Origin of the sequence: Microbacterium trichothecenolyticum (genome assembly GCF_030818955.1) — a bacterium.
GTDB lineage: Bacteria > Actinomycetota > Actinomycetes > Actinomycetales > Microbacteriaceae > Microbacterium > Microbacterium trichothecenolyticum_B.
This window is the reverse complement of the sequence record NZ_JAUTBF010000001.1, coordinates 1940897-1967877: the sequence shown is the minus strand read 5'-3', so window position 1 is coordinate 1967877 and position 26981 is coordinate 1940897. Positions and strand designations below refer to the sequence as shown.

36 protein-coding genes are annotated in these 26981 nt (G+C 67.5%); 29 read left to right on the top strand and 7 right to left on the bottom strand.

Annotated features, from left to right (window positions below):
- Positions 1–16: 16 nt before the first annotated feature.
- The 26 genes from rplV (at position 17) to QE412_RS09340 (ending at position 14953) form a co-directional block, all read left to right on the top strand.
- Complete coding sequence (gene rplV / locus QE412_RS09465) at positions 17–415, top strand: 50S ribosomal protein L22 (protein ID WP_094736300.1); 399 nt, start codon at positions 17–19, stop codon at positions 413–415.
- A complete protein-coding gene (gene rpsC / locus QE412_RS09460; protein ID WP_013584009.1) occupies positions 415–1173 on the top strand; it encodes a 30S ribosomal protein S3 in 759 nt (252 codons plus the stop codon). The genes rplV and rpsC overlap by 1 nt, the downstream gene beginning before the upstream one ends.
- The gene (rplP, locus tag QE412_RS09455; RefSeq protein WP_307482710.1) at positions 1173–1592 is read left to right on the top strand and encodes a 50S ribosomal protein L16; all 420 of its coding nucleotides are present in this window, start codon (positions 1173–1175) and stop codon (positions 1590–1592) included. The genes rpsC and rplP overlap by 1 nt, the downstream gene beginning before the upstream one ends.
- The gene (rpmC, locus tag QE412_RS09450; RefSeq protein WP_058623969.1) at positions 1592–1906 is read left to right on the top strand and encodes a 50S ribosomal protein L29; all 315 of its coding nucleotides are present in this window, start codon (positions 1592–1594) and stop codon (positions 1904–1906) included. The genes rplP and rpmC overlap by 1 nt, the downstream gene beginning before the upstream one ends.
- On the top strand, positions 1906–2232 hold the full coding sequence (gene rpsQ, locus QE412_RS09445) for a 30S ribosomal protein S17 (protein WP_058596244.1): 327 nt from the start codon (positions 1906–1908) through the stop codon (positions 2230–2232). Before rpmC ends, rpsQ begins: the two co-directional genes overlap by 1 nt.
- A gap of 35 nt (positions 2233–2267) precedes the next feature.
- Positions 2268–2636: a 50S ribosomal protein L14 gene (gene rplN, locus QE412_RS09440; RefSeq protein ID WP_013584005.1), complete on the top strand. Its 369-nt coding sequence runs from the start codon at positions 2268–2270 to the stop codon at positions 2634–2636.
- Positions 2637–2638: 2 nt separating this feature from the next.
- Positions 2639–2998 (top strand): 50S ribosomal protein L24, encoded by a 360-nt coding sequence (gene rplX / locus QE412_RS09435; protein WP_307482707.1) that lies wholly within the window; start codon positions 2639–2641, stop codon positions 2996–2998.
- A gap of 2 nt (positions 2999–3000) precedes the next feature.
- Positions 3001–3591: a 50S ribosomal protein L5 gene (gene rplE, locus QE412_RS09430; protein ID WP_307482704.1), complete on the top strand. Its 591-nt coding sequence runs from the start codon at positions 3001–3003 to the stop codon at positions 3589–3591.
- Positions 3592–3683: 92 nt separating this feature from the next.
- Entirely contained in the window at positions 3684–4082 is a 399-nt protein-coding gene (gene rpsH / locus QE412_RS09425) for a 30S ribosomal protein S8 (protein ID WP_094736305.1), read from the top strand.
- A gap of 7 nt (positions 4083–4089) precedes the next feature.
- Entirely contained in the window at positions 4090–4626 is a 537-nt protein-coding gene (gene rplF / locus QE412_RS09420) for a 50S ribosomal protein L6 (protein WP_058623966.1), read from the top strand.
- Between the two features lie 2 nt (positions 4627–4628).
- Complete coding sequence (gene rplR / locus QE412_RS09415) at positions 4629–4988, top strand: 50S ribosomal protein L18 (RefSeq protein ID WP_043361012.1); 360 nt, start codon at positions 4629–4631, stop codon at positions 4986–4988.
- The gene (rpsE, locus tag QE412_RS09410) at positions 4985–5665 is read left to right on the top strand and encodes a 30S ribosomal protein S5 (protein WP_373426543.1); all 681 of its coding nucleotides are present in this window, start codon (positions 4985–4987) and stop codon (positions 5663–5665) included. Before rplR ends, rpsE begins: the two co-directional genes overlap by 4 nt.
- Positions 5665–5850, top strand: coding sequence for a 50S ribosomal protein L30 (rpmD, locus tag QE412_RS09405; protein ID WP_013583998.1), 186 nt, complete (start codon positions 5665–5667; stop codon positions 5848–5850). The genes rpsE and rpmD overlap by 1 nt, the downstream gene beginning before the upstream one ends.
- The gene (gene rplO / locus QE412_RS09400; protein ID WP_307482700.1) at positions 5850–6383 is read left to right on the top strand and encodes a 50S ribosomal protein L15; all 534 of its coding nucleotides are present in this window, start codon (positions 5850–5852) and stop codon (positions 6381–6383) included. Before rpmD ends, rplO begins: the two co-directional genes overlap by 1 nt.
- Positions 6384–6492: 109 nt before the next feature.
- Positions 6493–7815: a preprotein translocase subunit SecY gene (gene secY / locus QE412_RS09395; protein ID WP_307482698.1), complete on the top strand. Its 1323-nt coding sequence runs from the start codon at positions 6493–6495 to the stop codon at positions 7813–7815.
- The gene (locus QE412_RS09390) at positions 7812–8408 is read left to right on the top strand and encodes an adenylate kinase (protein WP_307482696.1); all 597 of its coding nucleotides are present in this window, start codon (positions 7812–7814) and stop codon (positions 8406–8408) included. Before secY ends, QE412_RS09390 begins: the two co-directional genes overlap by 4 nt.
- A gap of 1 nt (position 8409) precedes the next feature.
- The gene (gene map / locus QE412_RS09385; protein ID WP_307482694.1) at positions 8410–9249 is read left to right on the top strand and encodes a type I methionyl aminopeptidase; all 840 of its coding nucleotides are present in this window, start codon (positions 8410–8412) and stop codon (positions 9247–9249) included.
- Positions 9249–9953, top strand: coding sequence for a DsbA family protein (locus QE412_RS09380; RefSeq protein ID WP_307482691.1), 705 nt, complete (start codon positions 9249–9251; stop codon positions 9951–9953). Before map ends, QE412_RS09380 begins: the two co-directional genes overlap by 1 nt.
- Positions 9954–10094: 141 nt before the next feature.
- Entirely contained in the window at positions 10095–10316 is a 222-nt protein-coding gene (gene infA, locus QE412_RS09375) for a translation initiation factor IF-1 (protein WP_013583992.1), read from the top strand.
- A gap of 58 nt (positions 10317–10374) precedes the next feature.
- Positions 10375–10491: a 50S ribosomal protein L36 gene (gene rpmJ / locus QE412_RS09370; RefSeq protein ID WP_005050492.1), complete on the top strand. Its 117-nt coding sequence runs from the start codon at positions 10375–10377 to the stop codon at positions 10489–10491.
- Positions 10492–10633: 142 nt separating this feature from the next.
- Positions 10634–11008, top strand: a complete 375-nt coding sequence (gene rpsM / locus QE412_RS09365) for a 30S ribosomal protein S13 (RefSeq protein ID WP_013583991.1) — start codon at positions 10634–10636, stop codon at positions 11006–11008.
- Positions 11009–11044: 36 nt separating this feature from the next.
- Entirely contained in the window at positions 11045–11443 is a 399-nt protein-coding gene (rpsK, locus tag QE412_RS09360) for a 30S ribosomal protein S11 (protein WP_013583990.1), read from the top strand.
- A 176-nt stretch (positions 11444–11619) separates the two neighbouring features.
- On the top strand, positions 11620–12609 hold the full coding sequence (locus tag QE412_RS09355) for a DNA-directed RNA polymerase subunit alpha (RefSeq protein WP_058230893.1): 990 nt from the start codon (positions 11620–11622) through the stop codon (positions 12607–12609).
- 41 nt (positions 12610–12650) lie between these two features.
- Entirely contained in the window at positions 12651–13208 is a 558-nt protein-coding gene (gene rplQ / locus QE412_RS09350) for a 50S ribosomal protein L17 (RefSeq protein WP_307482686.1), read from the top strand.
- A gap of 124 nt (positions 13209–13332) precedes the next feature.
- Positions 13333–14178, top strand: a complete 846-nt coding sequence (truA, locus tag QE412_RS09345) for a tRNA pseudouridine(38-40) synthase TruA (RefSeq protein ID WP_307482683.1) — start codon at positions 13333–13335, stop codon at positions 14176–14178.
- A gap of 79 nt (positions 14179–14257) precedes the next feature.
- Positions 14258–14953, top strand: coding sequence for an endonuclease/exonuclease/phosphatase family protein (locus QE412_RS09340; protein WP_307482681.1), 696 nt, complete (start codon positions 14258–14260; stop codon positions 14951–14953).
- A gap of 63 nt (positions 14954–15016) precedes the next feature.
- On the opposite strand, the gene QE412_RS09335 is transcribed toward QE412_RS09340, so the two are convergent.
- Together QE412_RS09335 and QE412_RS09330 are read right to left on the bottom strand one after the other, a co-directional pair.
- A complete protein-coding gene (locus QE412_RS09335; protein WP_307482678.1) occupies positions 15017–15571 on the bottom strand; it encodes a hypothetical protein in 555 nt (184 codons plus the stop codon).
- Between the two features lie 174 nt (positions 15572–15745).
- The gene (locus QE412_RS09330) at positions 15746–17521 is read right to left on the bottom strand and encodes a DUF4012 domain-containing protein (protein ID WP_307482675.1); all 1776 of its coding nucleotides are present in this window, start codon (positions 17519–17521) and stop codon (positions 15746–15748) included.
- Between the two features lie 132 nt (positions 17522–17653).
- Here QE412_RS09330 and QE412_RS09325 point away from each other — a divergent pair, with 132 nt between their 5' ends.
- Positions 17654–18244 (top strand): hypothetical protein, encoded by a 591-nt coding sequence (locus tag QE412_RS09325; protein ID WP_307482671.1) that lies wholly within the window; start codon positions 17654–17656, stop codon positions 18242–18244.
- On the opposite strand, the gene QE412_RS09320 is transcribed toward QE412_RS09325, so the two are convergent.
- Positions 18245–19360 (bottom strand): hypothetical protein, encoded by a 1116-nt coding sequence (locus QE412_RS09320; RefSeq protein WP_307482669.1) that lies wholly within the window; start codon positions 19358–19360, stop codon positions 18245–18247.
- Positions 19360–21024, bottom strand: a complete 1665-nt coding sequence (locus QE412_RS09315; protein ID WP_307482666.1) for a PAS domain-containing sensor histidine kinase — start codon at positions 21022–21024, stop codon at positions 19360–19362. The genes QE412_RS09320 and QE412_RS09315 overlap by 1 nt, the downstream gene beginning before the upstream one ends.
- A 178-nt stretch (positions 21025–21202) precedes the next feature.
- Between QE412_RS09315 and QE412_RS09310 the strand changes: the two genes are divergently transcribed.
- Positions 21203–22009, top strand: coding sequence for a fructose 1,6-bisphosphatase (locus tag QE412_RS09310; RefSeq protein WP_307482664.1), 807 nt, complete (start codon positions 21203–21205; stop codon positions 22007–22009).
- 57 nt (positions 22010–22066) lie between these two features.
- Here the strand turns inward: QE412_RS09310 and QE412_RS09305 are convergent, their stop codons facing one another.
- A complete protein-coding gene (locus QE412_RS09305) occupies positions 22067–23125 on the bottom strand; it encodes a hypothetical protein (RefSeq protein ID WP_307482661.1) in 1059 nt (352 codons plus the stop codon).
- Positions 23126–23270: 145 nt separating this feature from the next.
- On the opposite strand from QE412_RS09305, the gene QE412_RS09300 reads away from it, so the two are divergent.
- Positions 23271–24746 (top strand): glycosyltransferase family 2 protein, encoded by a 1476-nt coding sequence (locus QE412_RS09300; protein WP_307482659.1) that lies wholly within the window; start codon positions 23271–23273, stop codon positions 24744–24746.
- 85 nt (positions 24747–24831) lie between these two features.
- On the opposite strand, the gene QE412_RS09295 is transcribed toward QE412_RS09300, so the two are convergent.
- Together QE412_RS09295 and QE412_RS09290 are read right to left on the bottom strand one after the other, a co-directional pair.
- Entirely contained in the window at positions 24832–25758 is a 927-nt protein-coding gene (locus QE412_RS09295) for a response regulator transcription factor (protein WP_307482656.1), read from the bottom strand.
- 132 nt (positions 25759–25890) lie between these two features.
- On the bottom strand, positions 25891–26916 hold the full coding sequence (locus QE412_RS09290; protein ID WP_307482654.1) for a glycoside hydrolase family 6 protein: 1026 nt from the start codon (positions 26914–26916) through the stop codon (positions 25891–25893).
- Positions 26917–26981: the final 65 nt, after the last annotated feature.

Below are 26981 nucleotides of genomic sequence, written 5' to 3'. Positions count from 1 at the left end.
CGAGGAGGAGAGAGAAATGGTGGAGTCCATCGCACGCGTGCGACACATCCGCGTGACCCCTCAGAAGGCTCGTCGTGTCGTCGCGCTCATCAAGGGAAAGCAGGCCGAAGAGGCTCTCGCGATCCTGAAGTTCGCACCGCAGGGTGCGAGCGAGCCGATCTACAAGCTCGTCGCCTCGGCCATCGCGAACGCTCGCGTCACGGCCGACAAGACGAACGAATACCTGGATGACGCCGACCTGTACGTGAAGAACGCGTACGTCGACGAGGGCACGACGCTGAAGCGTTTCCAGCCCCGCGCACAGGGTCGCGCCTTCCAGATCAAGAAGCGCACGAGCCACATCACGGTCGTGCTCGCGACGCCGGAGAACGCTGAGGCTGCCCCGGCTCGCGCCAACAAGAAGGCGAGCAAGTAATGGGACAGAAGGTCAACCCGTACGGCTTCCGCCTCGGCATCACCACCGACCACGTGTCGCGGTGGTTCTCGGACTCGACGAAGGCCGGTCAGCGTTACGCCGACTACCTCGCCGAGGACATCAAGATCCGTCGCCTGCTGACCACGTCGCTCGACCGCGCCGGCGTCAGCAACATCGAGATCGAGCGCACGCGTGACCGCGTCCGCGTCGACATCCACACGGCCCGCCCGGGCATCGTGATCGGTCGCCGCGGCGCCGAGGCCGAGCGCATCCGCGCCGATCTCGAGAAGCTCACCGGCAAGCAGATCCAGCTGAACATCCTCGAGGTCAAGAACCCCGAGGCCGACGCTCAGCTGGTCGCGCAGGGTGTCGCCGAGCAGCTCACCGCTCGCGTGGCGTTCCGCCGTGCGATGCGCAAGGGTCTGCAGGGCGCACAGCGTGCCGGCGCCAAGGGTGTCCGCATCCAGGTGTCGGGCCGCCTCGGCGGCGCCGAGATGAGCCGCTCGGAGTTCTACCGCGAAGGCCGTGTGCCCCTGCACACGCTCCGCGCGAACATCGACTACGGCTTCTACGAGGCCAAGACGACCTTCGGCCGCATCGGCGTGAAGGTCTGGATCTACAAGGGCGACCTCACCAACAAGGAGCTCGCCCGCGAGCAGGCCAACGCGCCGAAGTCGCGCGGTCGTGACGACCGCGGTGGCGACCGTCGCCGTGGCCCGCGCAACGAGGCCCCCGTGGCAGAAGGAGCGTCGGCGTAATGCTCATCCCCCGCAAGGTCAAGTACCGCAAGCAGCACCACCCCGGTCGTTCGGGCCAGGCCACCGGCGGCACCGCGGTGTCGTTCGGTGAGTTCGGCATCCAGGCTCTGACCCCCGCTTACGTGACCAACCGTCAGATCGAGTCCGCTCGTATCGCGATGACCCGTCACATCAAGCGTGGTGGAAAGGTGTGGATCAACATCTACCCCGACCGTCCGCTCACGAAGAAGCCCGCTGAAACCCGCATGGGTTCGGGTAAGGGTTCCCCCGAGTGGTGGGTTGCCAACGTCAAGCCGGGCCGCGTCCTCTTCGAGGTCGCGGGTGTCAACGAGGAACTCGCTCGTGAAGCACTGACCCGTGCCATCCACAAGCTGCCGCTGAAGGCACGCATCATCAAGCGCGAGGAGGGCGACGCGTAATGGCGATCGGCACCAAGCAGCTCGCCCCGAGCGAGCTCGACACGTTCGAAGACCAGCGCCTCGTCGAGGAGCTGCGCAAGGCCAAGGAAGAGCTGTTCAACCTGCGCTTCCAGTCGGCCACCGGCCAGCTCGAGAGCCACGGTCGCATCCGTGCAGTCAAGCGCGACATCGCGCGTCTGTACACGGTGATCCGTGAGCGCGAGCTCGGCATCCGCGCCACCCCGGCCCCGGTCGAGGCCCCGGCGAAGGCGAAGAAGAGCAAGGCGAAGAAGGCGGATGCCGCTGACGACGCCGCGAAGGAAGAGGCGGAGTAATGGCTACCGCGAAGAAGGCCGAGGCGCAGGTCGCCGGTCACGAGCACGCCGAGCACGATGTGCGTGACGAGAACGCCCGCGGCTACCGCAAGGCGCGTCGCGGCTACGTCGTCAGCGACAAGATGGACAAGACGATCGTCGTCGAGGTCGAGGACCGCGTGAAGCATCCGCTCTACGGCAAGGTCATCCGCCGCACCTCCAAGGTCAAGGCGCACGACGAGACCAACTCGGCGGGCATCGGCGACCTCGTCGTCATCAACGAGACCCGTCCGCTCAGCGCCACCAAGCGCTGGCGCCTGGTCGAGATCCTCGAGAAGGCCAAGTAAGCCTCGCGGCTCGCTTGGAACCCAAGGAGTAAAAAGTGATTCAGAACGAATCCCGGCTGAAGGTCGCCGACAACACCGGCGCCAAGGAGCTGCTCACGATTCGTGTGCTCGGCGGCTCCAACCGTCGGTACGCGGGCCTGGGCGACGTCATCGTCGCCACGGTCAAGGACGCGATCCCCGGTGGAAACGTCAAGAAGGGCGACGTGGTCAAGGCCGTCGTCGTCCGCGTCGTGAAGCAGACCCGCCGTCCCGACGGCTCGTACATCAAGTTCGACGAGAACGCCGCCGTGATCCTGAAGAACGACGGGGAGCCCCGCGGCACCCGCATCTTCGGACCGGTCGGCCGTGAGCTTCGCGACAAGAAGTTCATGAAGATCGTCTCGCTCGCCCCGGAGGTCATCTGATCATGGCGAAAATCAAGAAGGGTGACCTGGTTCAGGTCATCACGGGCGCCAAGCCCGAGCGTGGTGGCGACCGCGGCAAGCAGGGCAAGGTCCTCGAGGTCCTGACCGAGCAGAACCGCGTCATCGTCGAAGGCGTGAACTACGTCACCAAGCACAACCGCGTCGGCCAGTCCCAGCGCGGCACCAAGACCGGTGGCATCGAGACGTTCGAGGCCCCGATCCACATCTCCAACGTCGCGCTCGTCGACCCCTCGACCAAGAAGCCGACCCGTGTCGGTCACCGGGTCGAGGAGCAGGTGAAGGACGGCGTCAAGCGCACCGTCCGCGTGCGCTTCGCGAAGAAGTCAGGCAAGGACCTCTGAACATGAGCACCGTGACTGCCGCGGAGACTGGCAAGATCCAGCCCCGCCTCAAGCAGAAGTACAACGCCGAGATCAAGAAGGCGCTGCAGGACGAGTTCGGCTACGAGAACGTCATGCAGATCCCCGGCCTGGTCAAGGTCGTCGTGAACACCGGTGTCGGCGAGGCCGCTCGTGACAGCAAGGTGATCGATGGTGCGGTCGACGACCTCACCAAGATCACCGGTCAGAAGCCCGTCGTCACGAAGGCTCGCAAGTCCATCGCGCAGTTCAAGCTGCGCGAGGGCCAGGCCATCGGCGCGCACGTCACCCTCCGCGGTGACCGCGCGTGGGAGTTCGTGGACCGCCTGGTCAACCTCGCACTGCCCCGCATCCGCGACTTCCGCGGACTGTCGGCCAAGCAGTTCGACGGCAACGGCAACTACACCTTCGGTCTCCAGGAGCAGTCCGTGTTCCACGAGATCGATCAGGACCGCATCGACCGCGTGCGTGGTTTCGACATCACCATCGTCACCACCGCCAAGACCGACGACGAGGGCCGCTCTCTGCTGCGTCAGCTCGGCTTCCCGTTCCAGGCGGCCGACGCTCAGGCGTAACACCCCGGGCCCCCGGACCCCCGGGGGCCCGTCATCGAAGGTCGCCTGTCGTGTAACGGCAGGCGAAACCTCATGAAAGAAAGAAGCAACACATGACGATGACAGACCCGGTCGCAGACATGCTGACCCGTCTGCGCAACGCGAACTCGGCGCACCACGACTCCGTGTCGATGCCGAGCTCGAAGCTCAAGACCAACATCGCCGCCATCCTCAAGCAGGAGGGTTACATCGCCGACTGGAACGTCGAGGACGCACGCGTCGGCCAGACCCTCAACATGACGCTGAAGTACGGCCCGAACCGCGAGCGGTCGATCGCCGGCATCAAGCGCGTCTCCAAGCCCGGCCTCCGCGTGTACGCGAAGTCGACCGAGGTCCCCACGGTCCTCGGCGGGCTCGGCGTCGCCATCCTGTCCACCTCCTCCGGTCTCCTCACCGACCGTCAGGCCGAGCAGAAGGGCGTCGGCGGGGAAGTCCTCGCCTACGTGTGGTGATCTGACCATGTCGCGTATCGGACGTCTTCCCATCGACATCCCCGCCGGCGTCACCGTTTCGGTGAACGGCCGGGAGGTCTCCGTCAAGGGCCCGAAGGGCGAGCTCGCGCTCACCGTCGCCCAGCCCCTCGAGGTGTCGGTCGAAGAGAACCAGGTTCTCGTCACCCGCCCCGACGACGAGCGCGAGTCGCGGTCGCTCCACGGCCTGACCCGCACGCTCATCAACAACAACATCATCGGTGTCACCCAGGGCTACACCAAGGGCCTCGAGGTCGTCGGCACGGGTTACCGCGTCGCCCAGAAGGGCAGCTCGGTCGAGTTCGCCCTCGGGTTCTCGCACCCCGTCCTGATCGACCCGCCCGCGGGCATCACCCTCACGGTCGAAGGCAACAACAAGCTCACCGTGAGCGGCATCGACAAGCAGGCCGTCGGCGAGGCCGCAGCCAACATCCGCAAGATCCGCAAGCCCGAGCCCTACAAGGGCAAGGGTGTGCGGTACGCGGGCGAGGTCGTCCGCCGCAAGGCCGGAAAGAGTGGTAAGTGACCATGGCTGTCAAGACAAAGTCCGTCGCTCGTGCTCGTCGCCACGCGCGTCTTCGCAAGAAGGTCGTGGGCACCGAGCTTCGTCCCCGCCTCGTCGTGACGCGCTCCGCGCGCCACGTGTTCGTCCAGGTCGTGGACGACAGCAAGGGCCACACCGTGGCCTCCGCCTCCACCCTCGAGACCGACCTGCGCGGCTTCGACGGTGACAAGACCGCCAAGGCCCGCAAGGTCGGCGAGCTCGTCGCCGAGCGTGCGAAGGCCGTCGGTGTGTCCGACGTCGTGTTCGACCGCGGTGGCAACCGGTACGCCGGTCGCGTCGCCGCGATCGCCGACGGTGCCCGCGAAGGAGGGCTGAACCTGTGAGTGACAACAAGGAGACCGAAGTGACCGACCAGACTGCCCCGGCTGAGGGTGCGGCTGCGGCCACGGCGCCCGCCGAGCGTGAGCGTGAGCCGCGTCGCGGTGGTCGCGAGCGCAACGCCAACCAGCGCGACCGTGGTTCGCGCGACCGCAACGAGAGCCAGTTCCTCGAGCGCGTCGTGACGATCAACCGCGTGTCGAAGGTCGTCAAGGGTGGTCGTCGCTTCAGCTTCACCGCGCTCGTGGTCGTCGGCGACGGCAACGGCGTGGTGGGTGTCGGCTACGGCAAGGCCCGCGAAGTCCCCCTCGCCATCTCGAAGGGTGTCGAAGAGGCCAAGCGCAACTTCTTCCGCGTTCCCCGCTCGGGCTCGACCATCCCGCACCCCGTCCAGGGTGAGGCTGCCGCCGGTGTGGTGCTCCTGCGCCCCGCCGCCGCCGGTACCGGTGTTATCGCCGGTGGTCCCGTCCGCGCCGTCCTCGAGTGCGCCGGCATCCACGACGTACTGTCGAAGTCGCTCGGCTCGTCGAACACGATCAACATCGTGCACGCGACCGTCGAGGCGCTGAAGTCGCTCGAAGAGCCCCGTGCCGTGGCTGCCCGCCGTGGCCTGGAGTTCGACCAGGTCGCTCCGGCCCGCCTCGTGCGCGCCGAAGCCGCCGCTCAGAAGGTAGGTGCCTGATGGCCGAGCGTCTGAAGGTCACGCAGATCAAGTCCAAGGTGAGCGAGAAGCAGAACCAGCGTGACACGCTGCGTTCGCTCGGTCTCAAGCGGATCGGCGACTCGGTCGTCCGTCCCGACGACGCGCAGACGCGCGGTTACGTCAAGACCGTCGCCCACCTCGTCAAGGTTGAGGAGATCGACTAATGGCTGACAAGAAGGACGAGACCGCTACGGTCGACGCCCCGAAGAAGGCCTCGGCCCGTAAGACGGCCGAGAAGAAGGAAGCTCCCGCGGCGCGCCCCGGCGTGCTCAAGGTCCACCACCTGCGTCCCGTCCCGGGCGCCCGTACCGCCAAGACCCGTGTGGGTCGTGGTGAGGGCTCGAAGGGTAAGACGGCCGGTCGCGGTACCAAGGGAACCAAGGCCCGTTACCAGGTCAAGGTCGGCTTCGAGGGTGGGCAGATGCCGCTGCACATGCGCACCCCGAAGCTGCGCGGCTTCAAGAACCCGTTCCGCGTCGAGTACCAGGTCGTGAACCTGGACAAGCTCGCCGAGCTCTACCCGCAGGGCGGTGACGTCACGGTCGCCGGCCTCGTGGCCAAGGGCGCCGTGCGCAAGAACGAGAAGGTCAAGGTGCTCGGCACCGGCGACATCTCGGTCGCGCTGACCGTCTCGGTCGACAAGGTCTCCGGCTCCGCCGAGCAGAAGATCGTCGCCGCTGGCGGTTCCGTCAACTGACGCTCGACCCAGAAGGGGCCGGCGGCCTTACGGCCGTCGGCCCCTTCTGCATTAGGCTGATTCGGTGCGCGCCCCGTCGCGTGCCGAGATCGTTCTGGAGGATCCTCCCTTGTTCAGCGCCATCGCGCGGGTTTTCCGCACGCCCGACCTGAGGCGGAAGATCGCCTTCACGCTGGGCATCATCGCCATCTACCGGCTGGGTGCCCACGTTCCGACGCCTTTCGTCGACTTCCCCAACGTCCAGCAGTGTCTGAACCAGTCGGGCGGTACCGAGGGACTGCTCTCGCTGGTCAACCTGTTCTCCGGTGGCGCGCTGCTGCAGTTGTCGATCTTCGCGCTCGGCGTGATGCCCTACATCACGGCGACCATCATCGTCCAGCTCCTGCGCGTGGTCATCCCTCACTTCGAGACGCTCTACAAAGAGGGGCAGGCGGGTCAGGCCAAGCTCACGCAGTACACCCGTTACCTGACGATCGCGCTCGCCCTGCTGCAGTCGACCACCCTCGTCACCGTCGCCCGTTCCGGCCAACTCTTCGGCTCGGCGGGCGTCCCCGAGTGCCAGCAGCTGCTCACCAACGACATCTGGTGGGCGCAGCTGCTCATGATCATCACCATGACCGCCGGTACCGGCCTCGTCATGTGGTTCGCGGAGCTCGTCACCGAGCGCGGCGTCGGCAACGGCATGTCGATCCTCATCTTCACCTCGATCGCGGCCACCTTCCCGGGTGCCATGCTGGCGATCCTGAACACGCGCGGCGTGGAGGTCTTCCTCCTCGTGCTGGCGGTCAGCATCGTGATCGTCGCGCTCGTCGTGTTCGTCGAGCAGTCGCAGCGCCGTATCCCCGTGCAGTACGCCAAACGCATGGTCGGCCGTCGCACCTACGGCGGGACGAACACGTACATTCCGATCAAGGTCAACATGGCCGGCGTCGTGCCCGTCATCTTCGCCTCGTCGCTGCTGTACATCCCCGCGCTGATCGCGCAGTTCAATCAGCCCCAGGCGGGTCAGGAGCCGGCCGCGTGGGTCACGTGGATCTCGCAGTACCTCACGCGCGGCGACCACCCGCTGTACATGCTGATCTACTTCCTCCTCATCGTCGGCTTCACCTACTTCTACGTCGCGATCACGTTCAACCCGGTCGACGTCGCAGACAACATGAAGAAGTACGGCGGCTTCATCCCCGGCATCCGTGCCGGCCGTCCCACGGCGGAGTACCTCGACTACGTGCTGACGCGTATCACGCTCCCGGGATCGATCTACCTCGGCCTCATCGCGCTGCTGCCCCTCGTGGCTCTCGCGACGGTCGGTGCCAACCAGAACTTCCCCTTCGGCGGGGCGTCGATCCTCATCATCGTGGGTGTCGGCCTCGAGACGGTGAAGCAGATCGACGCGCAACTCCAGCAGCGTCACTACGAAGGGCTGCTGCGATGACCGCGCGTCTTCTGATCGTGGGGCCCCAGGGCTCGGGCAAGGGTACACAGGGCGTCCGAGTGGGCGATGCCCTCGGCATCGCCGTGGTGTCGACGGGCGACGTGTTCCGCGCCCACGTCAAAGAGGGCACCGAACTCGGCCTCCAGGTGACGTCGATCCTCGACGCGGGCGATCTCGTGCCCGACGAGCTGACCAGCGCGGTCGTGCGCGATCGCCTCGGGCAGGCCGACGCCGCGGACGGCTTCCTCCTCGACGGATATCCCCGCAACCTCGCCCAGGTGATGCACCTGGACCAGTTCCTCGGCGGCCGCGACGAGAAGCTCGACGCCGTCATCGCGCTGATCGTCCCGCGCAACGAATCCGTCGCCCGCCTCACCGCCCGTGCCGCCGAGCAGGGGCGCACCGACGACACCGAAGAGGCCATCGCCACGCGCTTGGGCATCTACGAGCGGGAAACGGCGCCGATCCTCGACGTCTATCGCACGCGCGGAATCGTCGACGAGATCGACGGCGTCGGAACGCTCGACGAGGTCACCGCCCGCATCTTCGCGGCGTTGGAGGCGCGCGGCATCGTCGCGCCGTCGGCTGTCTGACGTGGTGCTGCGTTCGTCGATCTACAAGAAGCCCGCGCAACTGCGCTCGATGGTCGAACCGGGTCTGATCACGGCTGATGCCTTGGATGCCGTACGCGCCCTGATCGCGCCGGGTGTCACGACCCTCGACCTCGATGCCGCGGCATCCGCCGTCATCACCTCACGCGGCGCGAAGTCGAACTTTCAGATGGTCCGCGGCTATCGGCACACGATCTGCGCCTCGGTCAACGAGCAGGTCGTGCATGGCATCCCCGGAAGCCGCGCTCTCCAGCCCGGCGACATCGTCTCCGTCGACGCGGGTGCGGAGTTCCGGGGATGGAACGGCGACTCGGCGTTCACCGCGATCGTGCCTGGTGAGGCGTCGGAAGAGCTCGTCGCGCCCCGTCGACGCCTGTCCGAGGTGACCGAGGGGTCGCTGTGGGCCGGGATCGCCGCGCTCAGCCGCGCCTCCCACCTCGGCGAGGTCGGAGCCGCCATCGAGCGTTACATCGACGAGAACGCGCCCGACGGGGGCTACGGCATCCTGCGCGACTACGTCGGTCACGGTATCGGCCGGAAGATGCACGAGTCGCCGAGCATCTTCAATTACGCCACGGCGGATCGAGGAGCCGAGATCCGCCCCGGCCTCGCTGTCGCTATCGAGCCGATGGTCGTCATCGGCGATCAGGAGACCTTCGTCGAGGACGACGGCTGGACCGTCTCCACGGTCGACGGGACGGCCGGCTCCCACTGGGAACATAGCGTCGCCGTGCATGATGGGGGCATCTGGGTCCTCACCGCGCATGACGGCGGTGCCGAGAAGCTGGCGCCGTTCGGTGTGGTGCCGAAGGAGATCGACTGATGATGATGGCTGCCGCGCGCAAAGCGACGAACTGGTTCGCGATCGGGGTGACGGCTGCCGCGGTCGTCGTCGTGCTCGTCGTGGGCGGTGTCGTGTGGTTCGCCAACAGCCAGGCCACCTCTCCCGGCACTCTCCCGCAGTCGTCCGCGGTGAACACCGACACCGGCGCCATCGCGGTGGGGTCGGGACCGAAGACCGTCGACACGTACGTCGATTTCATGTGCCCGGTGTGCAACTCGTTCGAGCAGTCCTACGGCCCCACGCTGCAGCAGTTGGTTGACGCAGACAGCATCACGTTGAACATCCACCCGATCGCGATTCTCGACCGTCTCTCGCAGGGCACCGACTACTCGACGCGTGCGGCGAATGCCGCCTACTGCGTCGCTGTCGACGACCCCGGCGCGGTGTCGGCGTTCGTCAAGGCGCTCTACGCGCAGCAGCCGAAAGAGAACACGGCGGGACTCGATGACGCGACGCTGGCCTCCGTCGCCACGAGCGCGGGTGCGTCCGACGCCGTATCGTCCTGCATCTCTGACGGCACGTACACGAAGTTCGTGACGGCGATGACTGAGAAGACTCCGTTGCAGGCGGGTGCCACGAGTATTCAGACCCCCACCATCGCGATCGACGGGACGGTCCTGACCAACAAGACCGACCTGTCGGGCGACCCGCAGAAAGATATTGTCGCGCGCCTGAACGGGTGAGGACACGCCCGGCGAGTTGCCGGGAGGGTTATTACCACGTATGATCGATCTTTGGTGCGTTGCGCCTTTATTGGCGTGTCGAAGTACCGAACCCCCATCCACCGCAGACCGGCCGGTCTGCAACTGAGCGTGAGCGAGTTTATGGCGAAGAAAGACGGTGTCATCGAGATCGAGGGCACGGTGTCCGAGGCACTGCCCAACGCGATGTTCCGTGTCGAGCTGACCAACGGTCACAAGGTGCTCGCCACCATCTCGGGCAAGATGCGGCAGAACTACATCCGCATCATCCCCGAGGACCGTGTCGTCGTCGAGCTGAGCCCCTACGACCTCACCCGTGGTCGTATCGTCTACCGCTACCGCTGAGTCCGGCCGAGAAGTAACGACCGCTCCGGCGGTTCGAAGACAGCGAAACAGGAACATCATGAAGGTCAATCCCTCCGTCAAGCCCATCTGCGACCACTGCAAGGTGATCCGTCGTCACGGCCGCGTGATGGTGATCTGCAAGAGCAACCCGCGCCACAAGCAGCGTCAGGGCTGAGCTTTCGGCTCGACACTTTTCCAACTGAACACACACCGGCAGGATCAGATCCCGTTCGCGCGAGCGGACGGGGGACACCTCGGGGCGGAGGCCCGAGCACCGATCCTGCTCCATACCTCCACGACACTCTGAGGAGAGCCGCATGGCACGTCTCGCCGGCGTCGACATCCCGCGCGACAAGCGCGTGGTGATCGCACTTACTTACATCTACGGCGTGGGCCGCACCCGCTCCGTCGAGATCCTGAACGCCACTGGCATCAGCCAGGACGTCCGCGTCAAGGACCTCACCGACGACCAGCTGGTCGCGCTTCGCGACCACATCGAAGGCACCTACAAGGTGGAGGGTGACCTCCGTCGCGAGGTCGCCGCCGACATCCGCCGCAAGGTCGAGATCGGTTCCTACGAGGGCCTGCGCCACCGCCGCGGCCTCCCGGTGCGCGGTCAGCGCACGAAGACGAATGCGCGTACCCGCAAGGGTCCCAAGCGCACCGTCGCCGGCAAGAAGAAGGCGCGCTAAGCCGCGGGCTGAGCGTCAGGATTCAGGAGAACGCACATGGCACAGGCCAAGTCCGCCGCGCGCAAGCCGCGCCGCAAAGAGAAGAAGAACATCGCCGTGGGCCAGGCCCACATCAAGTCGACGTTCAACAACACCATCGTTTCGATCACCGACCCCTCGGGTGCCGTCATCAGCTGGGCCTCGTCCGGCGGTGTCGGGTTCAAGGGCTCGCGCAAGTCGACGCCCTACGCCGCCGGCATGGCCGCGGAGTCGGCCGCTCGCCAGGCTCAGGAGCACGGCGTCAAGAAGGTCGACGTCTTCGTGAAGGGTCCGGGTTCGGGTCGTGAGACCGCGATCCGCTCGCTGACCGCGGCCGGCCTCGAGGTCGGCTCGATCCAGGACGTGACGCCGCAGGCCCACAACGGCTGCCGTCCGCCCAAGCGTCGCCGCGTCTGACGCGTCCGTTCCCGGGGAGCACTTTCGCTCCCCGGGAACGCCGCGCTCCCGCGCGAAAAAGACTTCCGGAGGCCGTACCCCACCGCTCAGGTGACGCGGCATCCCGCGAGTACAACTCAACACCTCACCCCATTACACGTGTCATATAGCGGGCACGTGATCGAAAGGAACACATAGTGCTCATCGCACAGCGTCCCACTCTGACCGAGGAGAAGATCGGGGAGTTCCGCAGCCGTTTCGTCATCGAGCCGCTGGAGCCCGGCTTCGGTTACACGATCGGCAACGCGCTGCGTCGCAGCCTCTTGTCGTCGATCCCCGGCGCGGCCGTCACGAGCATCCGCATCGACGGCGTGCTGCACGAGTTCAGCACCATCCCGGGCGTGAAGGAAGACGTCACCGAGATCATCCTGAACATCAAGCAGCTGGTCGTCTCGAGCGAGCGCGACGAGCCCATCACGGCGTACCTGCGCAAGACCGGCGCCGGTGAGGTCACCGCCGCCGACATCTCCGCTCCCGCCGGCGTCGAGGTGCACAACCCCGAGCTGGTCATCGCCACGCTCAACGACACCGCCAAGTTCGAGCTCGAGCTGACGATCGAGCGCGGCCGCGGCTATGTCTCGGCGACGCAGAACCGCAACGAGTACGCCGAGGCCGGTCAGATCCCGATCGACTCGATCTACTCGCCGGTGCTCAAGGTCAGCTACCGCGTCGACGCCACCCGTGCCGGTGAGCGCACCGACTTCGACAAGCTCGTCCTCGACGTCGAGTCCAAGGCCTCCATCGCCCCGCGCGACGCCGTGGCCTCGGCCGGTCGCACCCTCACCGAGCTGTTCGGTCTCGCCCGTGAGCTGAACGTCGAGGCCGAGGGTATCGAGATCGGCCCCGCGCCGGTCGAGACCGTCCTCTCGAACGAGCTGTCGATGCCGATCGAGGACCTCGATCTCTCGGTCCGCTCGTACAACTGCCTCAAGCGCGAGGGCATCAACACCGTCTCGGAGCTGGTCGCCCTTTCCGAGACGCAGCTGATGAACATCCGCAACTTCGGTCAGAAGTCGGTCGACGAGGTGCGTGACAAGCTCACCTCCCTCGGCCTGTCGCTCAAGGACTCGGTGCCCGGCTTCGACGGCGCCCAGTTCTACAGCGGCTACGACGAAGAGACCGTCTGACCCCGTCGGACCCGACGAACCTTTCACTGGAGTAACACGACATGCCCAAGCCCACGAAGGGTCCCCGCCTCGGAGGCGGCCCGGCCCACGAGCGTCTGCTTCTCGCGAACCTCGCGGCAGCCCTGTACACGCACAAGTCCATCAAGACGACCGAGACCAAGGCCAAGCGCCTGCGTCCGCTCGCCGAGCGCCTCATCACCTTCGCCAAGCGCGGCGACCTGCACGCGCGTCGTCGTGTGCTGGGCGTGATCGGTGACAAGGAGGTCGTGCACACCCTCTTCACCGAGATCGCGCCGCTCGTGGCCGAACGTGACGGCGGCTACACCCGCATCACCAAGGTCGGCAACCGCAAGGGCGACAACGCCCCCATGGCGGTGATCGAGCTCGTCCTCGAGCCCGTCGCCAAGAAGGCGTCGAGCGCGGCCGCCGCGGCCCCTGCCGCTGCCGCCCCGGCCGCCGAGGAGCCGGTTGCCGATGAGGCGCCCGCCGAGGAGATCACCACCGACGAGGCCGCCGCTGCCGGCGCCGAGTCGCAGGAAGAGGGTGCGGCCGCAGAGGCCGCCGCCGAGGACGCCGTCGAGGACGACGCCAAGGCCTGAGCCCTCTCCGCTCCGTCACGACGCCCCCGCCCTCTCCGGCGGGGGCGTCGTCGTTTCGTGTCGAGATCGGTGGCAGTGGCGTCGGGCGCAGGGCCGGGGAGCGCCGCGCGCGTAGGCTGGGATCGTGCGTATCCGTCTCGACATCGCTTACGACGGCACACACTTCCGAGGGTGGGCGCGGCAGCCTGGGCTGCGGACGGTACAGGGAGAGATCGAGGGTGCCCTGGCCCGCATCGTGGGCGGGGCGCCACGACTCGTCGTCGCGGGACGCACGGATGCCGGAGTACACGCGTCGGGTCAGGTCGCCCACCTCGACCTCGACGATGATCAGATCGCCCGTTTGCCGCGGCACCGCCGTCGAAACGACGAGCAGGATGCCGTGGCGGCTCTCGCCGGCCGTGTGCGAGGTATTCTCGGGGTCTACGCGGATGTGACGGTGCGCGCGACATCGCTCGCTCCGGAGGGCTTCGATGCCCGATTCTCCGCTGTATGGCGCCGCTACTCGTACCGGCTGGCCGATGCGGCGACGGGGTACAACCCTCTCGATCGAGTGCGGACGACGACCGTCCGCAGTTCCCTCGACGGGGATGCCATGCACGAGGCGGCGCAGCGGCTCCTCGGCCTGCATGACTTCGCGGCCTACTGCAAGGCGCGGGAGGAAGCCACCACCATCCGCACGCTGCTCGAGTACGACTGGCGTCGAGGCGACGACGGCGTCCTCGTCGCGAACGTTCGCGCGGACGCGTTCTGCCACAGCATGGTGCGCGCGCTCGTCGGGGCCTGTGTCGCCGTGGGTGAAGGGCGCATCGGGGTCGACGACGTCGTGGCTATTCGCGAGGCACGACTGCGCATCCCCGAGACGAAGGTGCTGGCGGCTCGCGGGCTCGTACTCGCCGAGGTGGGCTATCCGGCGGACGAATTGCTGGCGGTCCGAGCCGAGCAGACGCGCCGTCGCCGCGACGACGAATGACCTCGAATCCCGAATCGCTCGCGGGCACGGTGCAACCCCGCCGTGCGCGCCCGTCGCTCGGCCGTATGCTGTGTTCGCCATGAAGGTCATCTCGTACAACCTGAACAAGCACCGGGCAGCCGGTGAGCTCGTCGCGCTCGTAGAGACCCACGAGGTCGATGTGCTGTGTCTCCAGGAGTGCGACAGCACGGATATCCCCGAACACATCGGAGGTCTCAAGCTGGCCGAGGCGACGCAGCGCAACCGCTTGGGGCTCGCACTCTACTACCGCGAGAACACCTTCCGAGCGGAGGAGGTGCGGGCGATCAGCCTGAAGAAGTCGCTGCACGACTACGTGCTCAAGCCTGCCGAAGAGCGGATGCTGGGTGTGCGCCTGCGCGACATCGACACGGGTCGGGACATCATCGTCGCCTCGTTCCACGCGGCGCCTCTGACGGCGCTCAACTCGCTTCGACGCCATCAGATCCGCACGGCGTTGACCGCGCTGCAGAACCTCGGCCCCGGTCTCCCCGCCCTCATGGTCGGCGATTACAACTACCCCGTGTTCAAAGAGAACCTCGGGCAGAAGGTCCGCGATCAGGGATATGAGTTGACGCTGAGCGATACCCGCACCTACACCCGCTATCGCGTCTTCCGCGGGCACTACGACTTCGCGACGTCGATCGGTTTCGACATCGCGCACATCAAGACGCTGCCGCAGGGGCTCAGCGACCATCTGCCCATCCTCATCACCGCTGAGGTGACGAAGACTCATCCCATCGGACTTCGCGAATGAGGGAGTAAACGAGAACGCCGGAGGGGTCGTCTCGCGACCCCTCCGGCGTTCTCGTGCGACAGATTAGACGTTCACGCGCCGACGGCGACGAACGATCGTTCCGATGGCGACGGCTCCGCCCGCGGCGACGAGCGCGCCACCGGCGACCCACAGACCGGTCGTTCTCCCGGCGTCGAAACCGGTGACGGCCAGGCCTCCCTTGGCGGGATTCGAGGCGGAGTTCGCGGGCGAAACGACGAGGCTCGCGTGGAGGACGGTCTTGCTCGTCTGCCCCGTGAACGTGAGGTAGTACGTTCCCGAGGCGTTGGAGGGGAGCTTGATCTTCACGTTGAGCTTGCCGTTGTCGGCTGCCGTCGACAGGGAGTTGTTGGTCTGCGCGGCGACCGACCCCAGCGTCACGCTGTTCGCGTTCGCACCGTTGATCGAGATGGCGATCTGCTCGCTGCCCTGGAACGGTGCCTGCGTCGTGGTGAAGATCACCGTGCCGCCAGGCGTGGCGGTCGACGGCGAGACGGACACCGGCGCGGGGTCGGTGTAGGCGTTGGCGGCCGTCGGCGCCATCAGCGCGGCCGCGGCGAGCGAAAGCGCGGCGACGGCCCGGATCATCGTGGTTTTCATGGTGTGCCCCATCTGCTTGGCGTGGTCGAGCCGGTTGCGAAGGGAAGCGGCGCGCCACCCGTCGAGACGAAGGCGGTCGATTCCTCTACACAGTCTTCTGGAGCGGGCGGGCACGACTCGGAGTCGGCCCGTCGGTTTCACGCGCGCCCGGCGTGGAGTTCACCAGGGTGCTGCTCAAGCGGGCGGGAACGGGCAGGTTCCGGTGTGCGGGACCTCGCCGGGATCTCGGGTCGGCGTCATCACGGCATCCACGTCGGACGGCGAAGGGAGTCGGAACTCGAGGTCCAGCTGCGCCCGCTGGCCCGGCGCGAGCTGCACCGACCATTTGACGACCTCGCGACCGTCGTGCGTCCCGCCCGAGAAGCCCACCGGGCTCGCGGTGTCGCCCGTACTGCGGCGATCGAGCACCCGAGCCCCGGGGGGGAGGTAGACGTAGACGCCGGTGAGCGCCTCGCCCGGAGGGACGCCGTACACGCCGTTCCCGGTGACGTAGGCGGGCAGGGAATCCGGGTCCGGAGCGTCGCTTCGAAGCTCCACGCGCACGCTGGCCACGTCTGGCGTGCAGAGCGCCGTCTCGACCGAGGGGCGGAGATAGACGTCCATCTTCGACCCCGTGCCGTCGTTCAGGTAGACCCCGACGGTGCTGCGCGCCGCGCTGTCGGCGGTCAGCCGTCCCTGCAGCGGTGTGCCGTCCAGCACGGCCTGGTCGGCGGCATCCGCGTTCCACACCAGGAGTCGTCGTTCCGCGCCGGCCCGCCCCACCGCCGCGATCACCTCGGCGGCGTCCGCGCGACCGTCAGCGAGCGCCTCGAAGACGGCGGCCGTCGCACTCTGGAAGAACGCGTCCTGGTCGCGGGGGTCGTCGTACCGGCGGTACACCTCGTCGAGAAGGAGGGAAACGGCGTTGTCGGCGGTCAGCTCGTCGCCCGAGGGGAGAACGATCGGACCGGTCGCGCGCAGCAGATACGACAGGGTCACCGGATCGAGCGCGATCACGCCGTCGACGCTCGTGCCGTGCAGACGCTGCCACATCGCGCGGGCGATGGGGGCGCCCACCGTGAAGTCCGGCACCTGCGTGGCGTTCTGGATGAAGCGTGAGGGCCCCGTGCCGAAGACCGCAGCGACCTCATCGGGCAGGGGGCCCACCTCCTCGCCCGCCATGTCGACGAAGTCGGCCGTCGAGGCCTGCGTGGTCAGCGCGATGCGACCGTCCCGGGTGTCGATCTGCGCGACGGCGCCCACGACCCCGCCGAGCGAGCGCCATTCGGCGTTGTTCTGGAAGAGAACCAGGTACGAACGCTGGCCATCGGCGCCGAGCATACGGGGGAGGAGCCGCGTCGCCCGTGACAGTGCGTCGGCATCGTCGGAAGCCCGCCCGATGAGTGCAGCAGCGTCGTCGACCGCGGCGCCCACCGCGCCGAGCAAGGGTCGACGGTCGATGGCGGCAACGTCGTCGGAAGCCCGCCGCAGGGCCGCCGCCGCACTCGTGGCCACGGGTTCGATCGTCGCGAGACGCCGCACATCGACCGTCCCGCCGACCGGAGCGAGGGCCGCGGGAGACAGATTCTCGGCCGCGCCGGCGAGCGGGGAGAGCGCGCGTGAGAAGGCGTCATCGGCTGCAGCGACGGTGCGCGAGATGGCGTCGAGCTGCGGTCCGACCCAGGGCAGAGCCGAGACCAGCTGCCAGACGGGGTCGCTCGTCAACGCGCGCGCCGCCTCGGTGTCGGTTCCCGCAGACGCCAACACGTGGATCGCGAGGGAAGGATCGTCGGTCCCGACCGCGGCGATGGACACCGCATCGCGCGCCGCCCGCAGATGCTCGAACGCCAGGACCCCCCGTACACCGACCCACGTGGCGACTGCGAGTCCGACGACGAGAGCCAGGGCCACCGACCAGGCGAACCATCGGGCGAGGGGCGCGGGGCCTGGAGCGGCCGGGGAGTCGATCACGCGAACACTGTAGGGGTGCTCGGCGCGAGGGCAGGGCCGGGTGAGTCCACGCACCCTAAACTGGGCGAAGAGTCCGGGGGAGTGAATATGAGGCGGAAACGACGCGGAAGAGGCGTCATCGGCGGCGCACTGATGGGGGCCGTGCTCCTTACCGTCACCGCGTGCGGCACCCCGCCCTGGGCGCAGGGGAGCACCGCGACCTCCGCGTCGCCGACGCCCACGACGGCGAGCAGCCCGGCGCCGCAACCAGTCCCGAACGACCTCTCCAGCGGTTCGACGCAACGCAGCCTGACCGCGGGCTCCGTGGGCGCGACGGTCAACTACTGGTCGACGTTGTCGATGGACAAATGGACACCGACGGCATTGAAGCCGGTGAGCCTGTCGATGGTCACCACCGTCACCCCCGACGACGGACAGAAGGTCTTCCTCCAACGGGCGACGATGATCGCGGTGCCGGCGAACAGCCAGGAGTCCTTCGCCCCCCTGGCCGCGCAGACCGACCAAACCGAAGCGCCCGGATATCTCGTGCTCTCGCCGTACAGCTACTCTCAGACGTTCAACGTCGGTGACGTGCCCGCGGACTCGACGTTCGTCACCCTTCAGTTCACCTTCGAGTTCCTCGTCCAGACCACCCCCACGTCCAACGAGTTCGCCAAGCAGACCGCGACCGACACGCTCACCGTCGCGATCGTCGACGGTGGTCAGGCTGGCGCGACGAGCTGATCACACCCGTACGCGCTCCCACCGATCGCCACCCTGCTCGGTCGCATTTCCGGCGGCGCGGTCGGCTTCGGCGATGAGGGTGGTGAGATCGAAATCCGCCGCCTCGGCCGGCACCCATCCGATGCTCGCGGACAGGTGCACGTCCACCAAGCCCGATGCATCGATCTCGGTCACTCGTCGCAGAACGTCCCGTACATGCTCTCGGAGGACGGCTCCCGGGCGGCAGACGACGACGACGATCCGACCCCGCATCTCGCGGCCCAGATCCGCTTCGGCGGGGAAGGTATCGGCGACGACACTCTCGAATTCGTCGATCAACCGCCCCCAGTTGCTCTCGCCTGCGGCGCTGCGGACCTGTACGGGGTCGTCCAGACTCACGGTCAGGACCGCCCACGACTCCTCGCGCCCGCGTCTCGCCCGCGCCAGGCGATCCGAAGCGGTTGCCACGAAGTGCGGCCACGACGGTGTGGAGCCGGCCCCGACGGGGGAGACCGAGGTGAAGTACAGCAGCGACACCGTCGCGCAGACGAGGTAGACGAGCATCGCCAGACCGTTTATCACCCGGGCCAACGACAGATCAGCGATGTTCGCGGGCGCCGCCAGCCCCGCCACCACTACGGCGAGCCCGACCGCGACGAAAGCTCCCGACACGATGGTCAGGGGAAACGCGAGTCGTTCCCATCGGTCCGTGGCGTGGCGCAACTCGATGGTCGTCAGACCCGCGAAGACCGCGGCGCCCAGGAAGGCGAGACGAAAGACCAGACCGTACGAGTCGGGATCTCTCGCGAGCACGAGGACAGCGGCTGTGCCGGCGGATTGCGCCGCCCCGATCCACGGGAAGGCGGCAACGGCGCGGCGCGCGCGGAAGCCGGACCAGATGAGCGCGGGGGCGCCGAGCATGAGGCCCAGCCCCGCGCGACGCACGGCTTCTTCATCGAGGAGCGCACCCGTCACCGAGACCCAGGTGCTCGTCATCGCCAGCACGAACGCGAGCGACCAGATGAGCGCGTAACGGGAGGGGCGATGCAGGAAACCGAGCCCGATGATCATCACCGTTGCGAGCGTGGCGACCGTGGCCTGAGCGAGCCCCAGGTTGGCCAGGATCTCCGGAGGCATCACGACTCGGCTGATTGGCGGGCAGGGAGGACGACCGTGACGGTGGTGCCGGTGCCGATCTCGCTCTCGAGCACGAGGGAACCTCCTTCGTCCTCGACGATGCTCCGGATGATCCCCATGCCCAGACCCGTCCCCGGTGTGGAACTCTCGCGCACGGACCGGGCACGGAAGTACGGGTCGAAGACCCGGGTGAGGTCGTCGGGGCCGATGCCGATCCCGGTGTCGATGAAGCGCAAGATGACGTCGTCGGGCGTGACTTCGCCGGAGATGCGGATGGAGCCGCCCGCCGGCGTGTACTTGATCGCGTTGCTGAGGATGTTGTCGATGGCCTGACGGAGGCGGAAGGCGTCGCCGACGACTTCCGCGGAGGGAGGGAGATCGTCGATGACATCGACGCGCCGGGCGATGGCAGCGGGGCGGAACGATTCCAGAGAAGAGGCGATGATGCGACTGAGATCGGCGGTGGAGGGTGCGCTCTGCTCGCGGAAGACGCCTCGCGAACCGGCGAGGATCTCGGAGATCAGCTTCTGCATACGTTCGCCTGCTCCGGCGATGACCTCGAGCTGGTCGCGCAGTTTCGGAGGCAGGTCGGGGTGGTCCAGCGCGAGGTCCGCGTGCCCGATGATGGCGGTCAGGGGGTTGCGCAGCTCGTGCGACACCGTCGCCGCGAGCCGTTCGCGCGCGCGTTCGGACTCGATGAGCGCGGTGATGTCATGCACGATGAGCAGCGTGCTCTCGGGCTCGTCCGATGACACGAGTCGTCGCGTCGAGACCGACAGGGCACGCCACTCGCCGTGTGAGTCATAGAGCCACGTGCGTTCGTCGTCGAACTGCTCTCCCCGGGAGGCGCGGGTGAAGGGTCGCTCGGCTTCGGGCAACGGTTCGCCGTGCAGGGTGGCGTACTCGACGGCCGCACCCGGCCGCTGGGGTTCGTCGCGCTCGATTCCGTACAGATCGACATAGGTGTCGTTGAGCGCGAGGACCTCGCCGTCCGCCGAGAGCCGGGCGATTCCGGTGTCGAGTCCGTTGAGCATCTGCGAGACCCGTCGCTCCTGCCCCGAGACGCGCTGCAGGGTGCCCTGGAGCCTGCTCGCCTGTCGCCGCAGGAGCTGTTTGAACGCTCGCGTCTGGCGCGCGGAGAGGAAGGCGGTGATGGCGATGAAGGTGAGCGAGAGGAGCACGACGATCAGGCGCAGGGCGGTCACCGGACCCACAGCGTTCACCGCGGCATCCACGACGATGATGAGGCCGATCGTTCCGAGCGCCGCGATCATGAAAGCGAGGGTGAAGTGGGTGGCGACCCAGAAGATCGGGAACACCCAGAAGAAGCCGAAGCGAAGGTCCGTTCCGAAACTCAGCAGTCCGATCGCGACGATGTCGGCGAAGGGAATGGCGGCCACCGCGGCGCGGGGCAGACGGTGCCAGGGAACGACGATCGCGACGGCCGTCAGCGCGATGATGACGCCCACACCAGAGGAGAACGGCCACCGCAGGAACAACGAGGGCTCGAGGGCTTGCACCATGAGCACCGTGATGACGACGCTCGCCCCCAGGACGAGTTGCAGGAGCCAGATGGAGCGGACGTAGCTGCTGGGTGCTGTGCCGTCGTCGTTGCGCGCGCTCACGGAAGGAGCCGCCGGCGGCACGCTCCGCAAGGTTGCCATGTCATCGAGTGTATAGAGAGTGGTGTAGTCTTCTGCGCGCCATCCTGTCTCTGCTCGCCGCACGTGCCCTCTCCGGTCACGATGCCCGGTCAGACTCCCCCTGAGGCCTGCATCCCGCAGCGTGATGGTCGTTCATCGACCTCTGCGCGCCTTCGCGCCGATACCTCAGGAGACACCTGTGAGCTCGACCTCCCGCCGTCGCGCCGTGCGCGCGAGCGCTCTCGCACTGACTCTCGCCGTCGTCGCACCGGTCGCCTTGACCGGATGCACCCAGATGGTGGAGGCCTTCAACGCGTTGTCCGGGCAGACGGTCCCCAACCAGTCCGTGGTCGTTGCGACGCCGGCTCCCCGGGGGACGTCGGCGGACAAACCCTTCGACTCGCAGTTCACCTACGACGGCTCGGTCTCACTGTCCACCGACGTCGCGGACGGGCTCGAGGTCCGTCTGGACGTATGGGCGGTCAACCCGAAACGCACCATGGAGTGGACCTCGACCAACGACAAGCAGTTCGGCTTCGCGGTCAACGTCGTCGATCACCGCGTCGACGAGAAGGCGGTCCTCGCGCAGAAGCGCCGGGTCTACGTCTCGTCGGTGTCGATCACGTCGCAGACCGCGCAGACGAGTGGTCAGGTGTCGAGCCCTTTCCAGTTCAGCGCCGACCCGCGCACCCTTGTTCCCTCGGACACGCTGCGCTCCGAGCGGGGGCTCCTGCTGAACAGCTTCCAGGGGGGCCTACTCGTGCCCACCACCTCGATCCGTCAGCTGCCGAACGACACGTACGGCATCACCCTCGAGTTCGCGCTCAACGTCGCGGTCGAAGGCACGGCCAACACCGACACCTCGTTCGCGCAGCAGACGGTGTACCAGTATCTGCCCATCGCGATCTTCGCCGACGAGGCGCAGGGCTCCGCGCAGCCGGACAGCACCACGCCATCGGGCACCGGTCGCGCGCCCGGATGGGGGCAGGGCACCAGTCAGGGCTGATGCGCCTCGCCCGCCCCGCCTCGACCGCCGCGCGGAGGGCGTGACGAAGAGCGGTCGTCAGCGGGGGCGGAGTCGCCGACTCTCGAGCATCTGCGAGAGGCGGCCGACGTCGCGGACCGTGTCGTGCTGGAACGACAGGTCGGGCACGTCGTCGTAACCGATGCCGGGCATCCGCGCGGCGAAAGCCCGTCGGACCGCGCTCTCACGGGCGAGCGTGTCGTCGTCGACCGGTGAGACCACGAAGACCGCGTCGCGGGCGGGTATGCCGGCCGCCGCACGGGGAATCGCCTCACCGGCGGCGTCGACGAGCACGCGCATCATCGTCTCGGCGCGCTCCGAGCTGTGCGCCGCCCGAATGAGATCGAGCTCGGGCACCCGGATGATCGTCACCTGCGCGGTCGAGTCGGCAGCGAGGAGCGCGGCCGCTTCCGCGCGCAGGGACTCGCGGTCGTGGGCCCGCGTTCCCGGCACCGGGGCGTCGTCGAGCTGACGCCCCACCCGCACGGCGGCGAGGGAGACGAGTGCGATCGTGACAGCGCTCACGGCGGCCGTGGTCTCGGCGGACACCGGTCCGCGTCCGAAGAGCGGCCCCATGCCGACGGCGGCCACGACGGCGAGTCGGGCGACGCTGTACCCGGCATAGATACCGAGCGTCCACGTCATCAACCGGGCGCCGTGCAATTCGCCGAGCGGGCGCCGCGAGAACTCCAGCGCACCGAGTGCGGAGAAAACGGCCAGCCCGGCGGTCTTCACCAGCGTCGCGTCGTCGAGCGGAACGAGGTAAGTGAGCCCGAACATCAGGATGCCACCGGCGCCGGTGCTGATCGCTCCGATCGCCGGTCTCGTGTTCACACGACGGGCTCCTGCCCAGACCAGACCGATCGCCACCAGGTTCGTCGCGTTGCCCGCCGCCGCAGCGGCGGTGCCTCCGCCGGCGGGCTCGATGATGTTCATCGCTCCGCACGTCAGGGCGGCCACCGCCGCCATGCCGCAATAGCGCACCAGGTCGGCGCGGGGTCCGCCGGTTTCGTTGCGCGACTGGCTGCGCAGCAGTGCCAACGTCGTCAGGGCGAGGGCGGCGGCGGCGACGGCTGCAAGAAGGGCGAGGACAACCACGAACTCTCGCCTCCTTCGGGTACCGGCCGCAATCTTGAGGGAATCTTGCGCGGAAGATCGACTCGCGCCGCGGTCGTCTTGCGGCGAACCTACCAGAGTGGGACTCGGCCGATCAGCCACCGCTTTCGAACAGAAAGAAACTCCCATGACCGATGCTCGCAGCTTCGCCCCCCACGCCCGGGACTTCTCCTCCCCTCGCGGCGAGCTCGCGCCTGCGCTGGGGGAGCGCCACGGATTCGCCGACGACTTCGCCGCCGTGCTCGAGAACACCTCGGTGCACCGCTCCACCATCGGATGCGTCATTCCGGCCTACAACGAGGAAGAGTCGATCGCCGACGTCCTCGAGGCCCTGCTGGGGCAGACCCGCGTTCCCGACGTCATCCACGTGGTCGTGAACAACACGTCCGACGCCACGGTGCAGATCGCCTCGGAGTACAGCGGCCCGCACGAGGTGACGACCGAGCTCGGTGAGCAGTTCACCGAGGTGTTCGTGCACGACATCGGCAAGAACCCCGACAAGAAGGTCGGCGCCCTCAACTACGGGTACTCGCTGGTGGAGGGATACGACTACCTGCTGGGCGTCGACGGGGACACCATCGCCGACAGCAAGGCCGTGGAGTACCTCGAGACGGAGGCGGTCTCGGACTCGCGCATCGGCGGCATCTCCGCGATCTACACGATCGACGACAAGCCCATCAAGGGCCTCGTCGCCCGCTTCCTCACCGCGGGCCAGCGCACGCAGTTCGCGGCGTTCAACCTGCAGAACATGCTGCGAGGCCGCAACATGGCGGTGCTCGGCGGACAGTTCTCGATCTTCTCGACCAACGCGCTGCGCGATGCGATGAAGCAGAACCACCAGACGACGCCCTGGGTGAAGGACTCGGAGGTGGAGGACTCTCTGCTGTCGCTGCAGATCAAGAGCGCGGGTTACCTGACGAAGATCAGCCCCTTCGCGCGTGCCGATGTGGGCGGTATGACAACCCTGTCGGGATACGACGCCCAGCAGGTCAAGTGGACCTACGGCGCCATCGAGCTCATGTGGCCCGGTCAGCGCGGCGACACCAAGGGGCAGCCTTTCCACCCCAATCTGCGCTTGCGCTGGTTCGAGAACTTCGGCATGCTTACCAACCTCTTCGTGCGGGTGGCGTTCCTGGCGCTGCTGGCCGGCTCCCTGTCGATCAACGCCTTCGTCTTCTCTCCGCTGTGGTTGATCCCGCCGGTGGTCGCCATGCTGTTGAATCTGCGTATCGCCCGCACGATGAAGAACGTCGACCGATCCGACATCCTCTTCGCCGTTCTCTTCTTCCCGGCCGAGATCTTCATGTGGATCCGCATCAGCCACTTCGTGCGGTCGTGGACGAGGTTCCTGTCGCGCAAGAAGGTCGACAACTGGGCCATGCAGGCGAAAGCGGAACGCGGTGGCGGTCTCGGCCACTGGACGCCGTTGGTCGTGCTGGTCGCCGTGGCGATCGCCCTCGCTGTCATCTGGGTCATGGTCGGCCCGATGATGCAGTCCTCGATCCTGTGGATCGGGTGGCCCATCGTCGGTGTCGTCACGGTTCTGCAGACCCTGTTGATGTTTTCCAAGCTCGTCCGTCGTCAGCACGGTTTCAAGGTCTGACGGACCACAGATCTGATCGCCCGAACGCATCAGAAACACGGATGCCTCGGCCCTGGGGAGGGCCGAGGCATCCGTCATCCCCTCGTCAGGGGGCGATGAGCTCCGAGGTGAGGCGGTACCCGACGCCGCGCACCGTCTCGATGTAACGAGGGTTTACCGGATTGTCCCCGAGCTTGCGGCGCAGGTTCGTCATGTGCGCCTCGATAGCGCGCTTATCGGCCTCGCCGACGAAGTAGCTGGTCACGTACGACTCTCCCCGCAGCACCAGCGTGAGATCGGCTTTGCTGCGCACCCGCCGCTTGGACTCCATCAGTGTCGCCAGCAGGTCGAACTCCGTGCGCGTGAGCTCCAGGTCGTCGCCCCCGACCCGGACCAGACGACTGTCGGGGTCGAGCTGCAGGTCACGATGCACCATCCAGTGAGCACCGGCGGGCGCGGCATCGTGAGTGGTCACGGGGCCCGCGGCCGGTCGGCTGACGACGTCGGTGCTCGCGGGGACGATTCGGGGCTCGGGCCCTTGCGACGACGGGACGACGACGGCCGCGGGTGCGGAGGGCTCGGGCCGAGGCGCGGGGAACGAAGGGCCGACGTTGTCCTGGCGGGGTGTAATCGCCTCCGCGTGCTCGCCTCCGCGTGTGCGCCGCAGGAGCGCCTCGATGCGTGCCCGCAACTCGCGCGGCCGGAACGGCTTGACCACGTATTCGTCGGCACCGGCGCCCAGGCCCAGCACGACATCGGCCTCTTCTTCGAGACCGGTGAGCATGATGATGTAGGTGTCGCTTTGCTGACGGATCCGTCGCGCGGCCTCGAACCCGTCGATGCCGGGCATGTTCACGTCGAGCGTCGTGATGAGGGGTTGATACGCGATGACCGCGCGAACGCCGTCGATACCGTTGCCGACTGACACAGTCGAGAAACCCGCCGACTCGAGGACTTCGACGAGCAGGTGACGGATGTCAGGGTCGTCTTCGACGATCACGGCGGTTTTCAGCAACTCGGTGCTGTCGGTCATGGCATCCACTCTTCAGGCTTCGCGCGCGGGGCGCCCGCGTTCTCCCCCGAGACGCGGTGTCGCAAAGCGACGAGCGCAATCCTGACACATTTTGAGCCGCTGGCGGGCCGCCGAGGCCAGAAGATCGAGGCGTCAGCGCTGCTCGCGCGTGAGCTCCACTGCCGAAGCCGGCCACCATGTTCCCGCCGGCGGTCCGCCGTTGCATTCGCCATCGCTCTCGCCCGGAGGTTTGATCCACAGATTCGTGTCGACGACGTCATCGCCGTACGCGCCGCCGCCGCTGCCGACCAGGCGCCCGCTCGGATTGCACCACTGCGTGCCCGCGGGCCCCGCGCCGTTGCGCGAGGTGTCGATCAGGGCGTGCGTTCCCCCGAGTCGATCCGACAACGCGTGCGCGTACGCGAACTCGGCAGCGGTGTCTTGATAGTTCGACACGTTCAGCGCCACACCGCGCACACTGGGGAGAAGTCCCGTGGCGCGGATGAGGTCGGCGATCTCGTCGACGGGATGCCACGCGGAGTGGCCCCCGTCGATGTAGATCCAGGTGTCCGTCCCGCGGAGGTTGTCGACGGCGGTGCGCAGGTACGAGGCCCTGTCCGCCGGCGACCCGCAGCTCGATGACAGGGCGATGCTGTCGGGCTCGAGAACGACGATCTTCTGGATGTCCGAGGCATTGCCGAGAGCGTCACCGATCCGCGCGGTCCAGGTGCCGTAGGACTCGGGGTCGAGGCCGCCGGCGGAGTGGTTGCCGCAGTCGCGGTCCGGCAGCCCGTAGATGGCGATCGAGAGCGCGGCATCCTGCTCCCGCGCCTCCGCGGCGAGATGCGCGACGCGGTCCCAGACCGCGTCGACGGGGTCGATCTCGGGGGTGAGCCAATACGTGGTCGGTTGGGTGGCGAGCCAGTCCGCCGCAGCGTTCTGGTCGGCGTTTCGGTCGCCCGCGCGGGCTGCCTGGGCGGCCTTGGACTCGTCGGGGGCGACGATGCGGGTGTCGACGGCGGGCGGCCTCGCCGAGAGCGTCTGGAAGAGCGTGGTGACGAGGCTGCCCACCATGGAAACACCGGCGAGCAGTGCGACCACGGCGACCACGGAGCCGATCACGAGCAGGGGGCGCGGGACTCGGCGTCGCGGCCGCGAGGGGCGGGGGGTTCTCACCACGTATAGGACTCTCGTCGAGGGGGTCGTCCCACTACAGTAGTTAGCTGCGGCATGCGATGTACGCT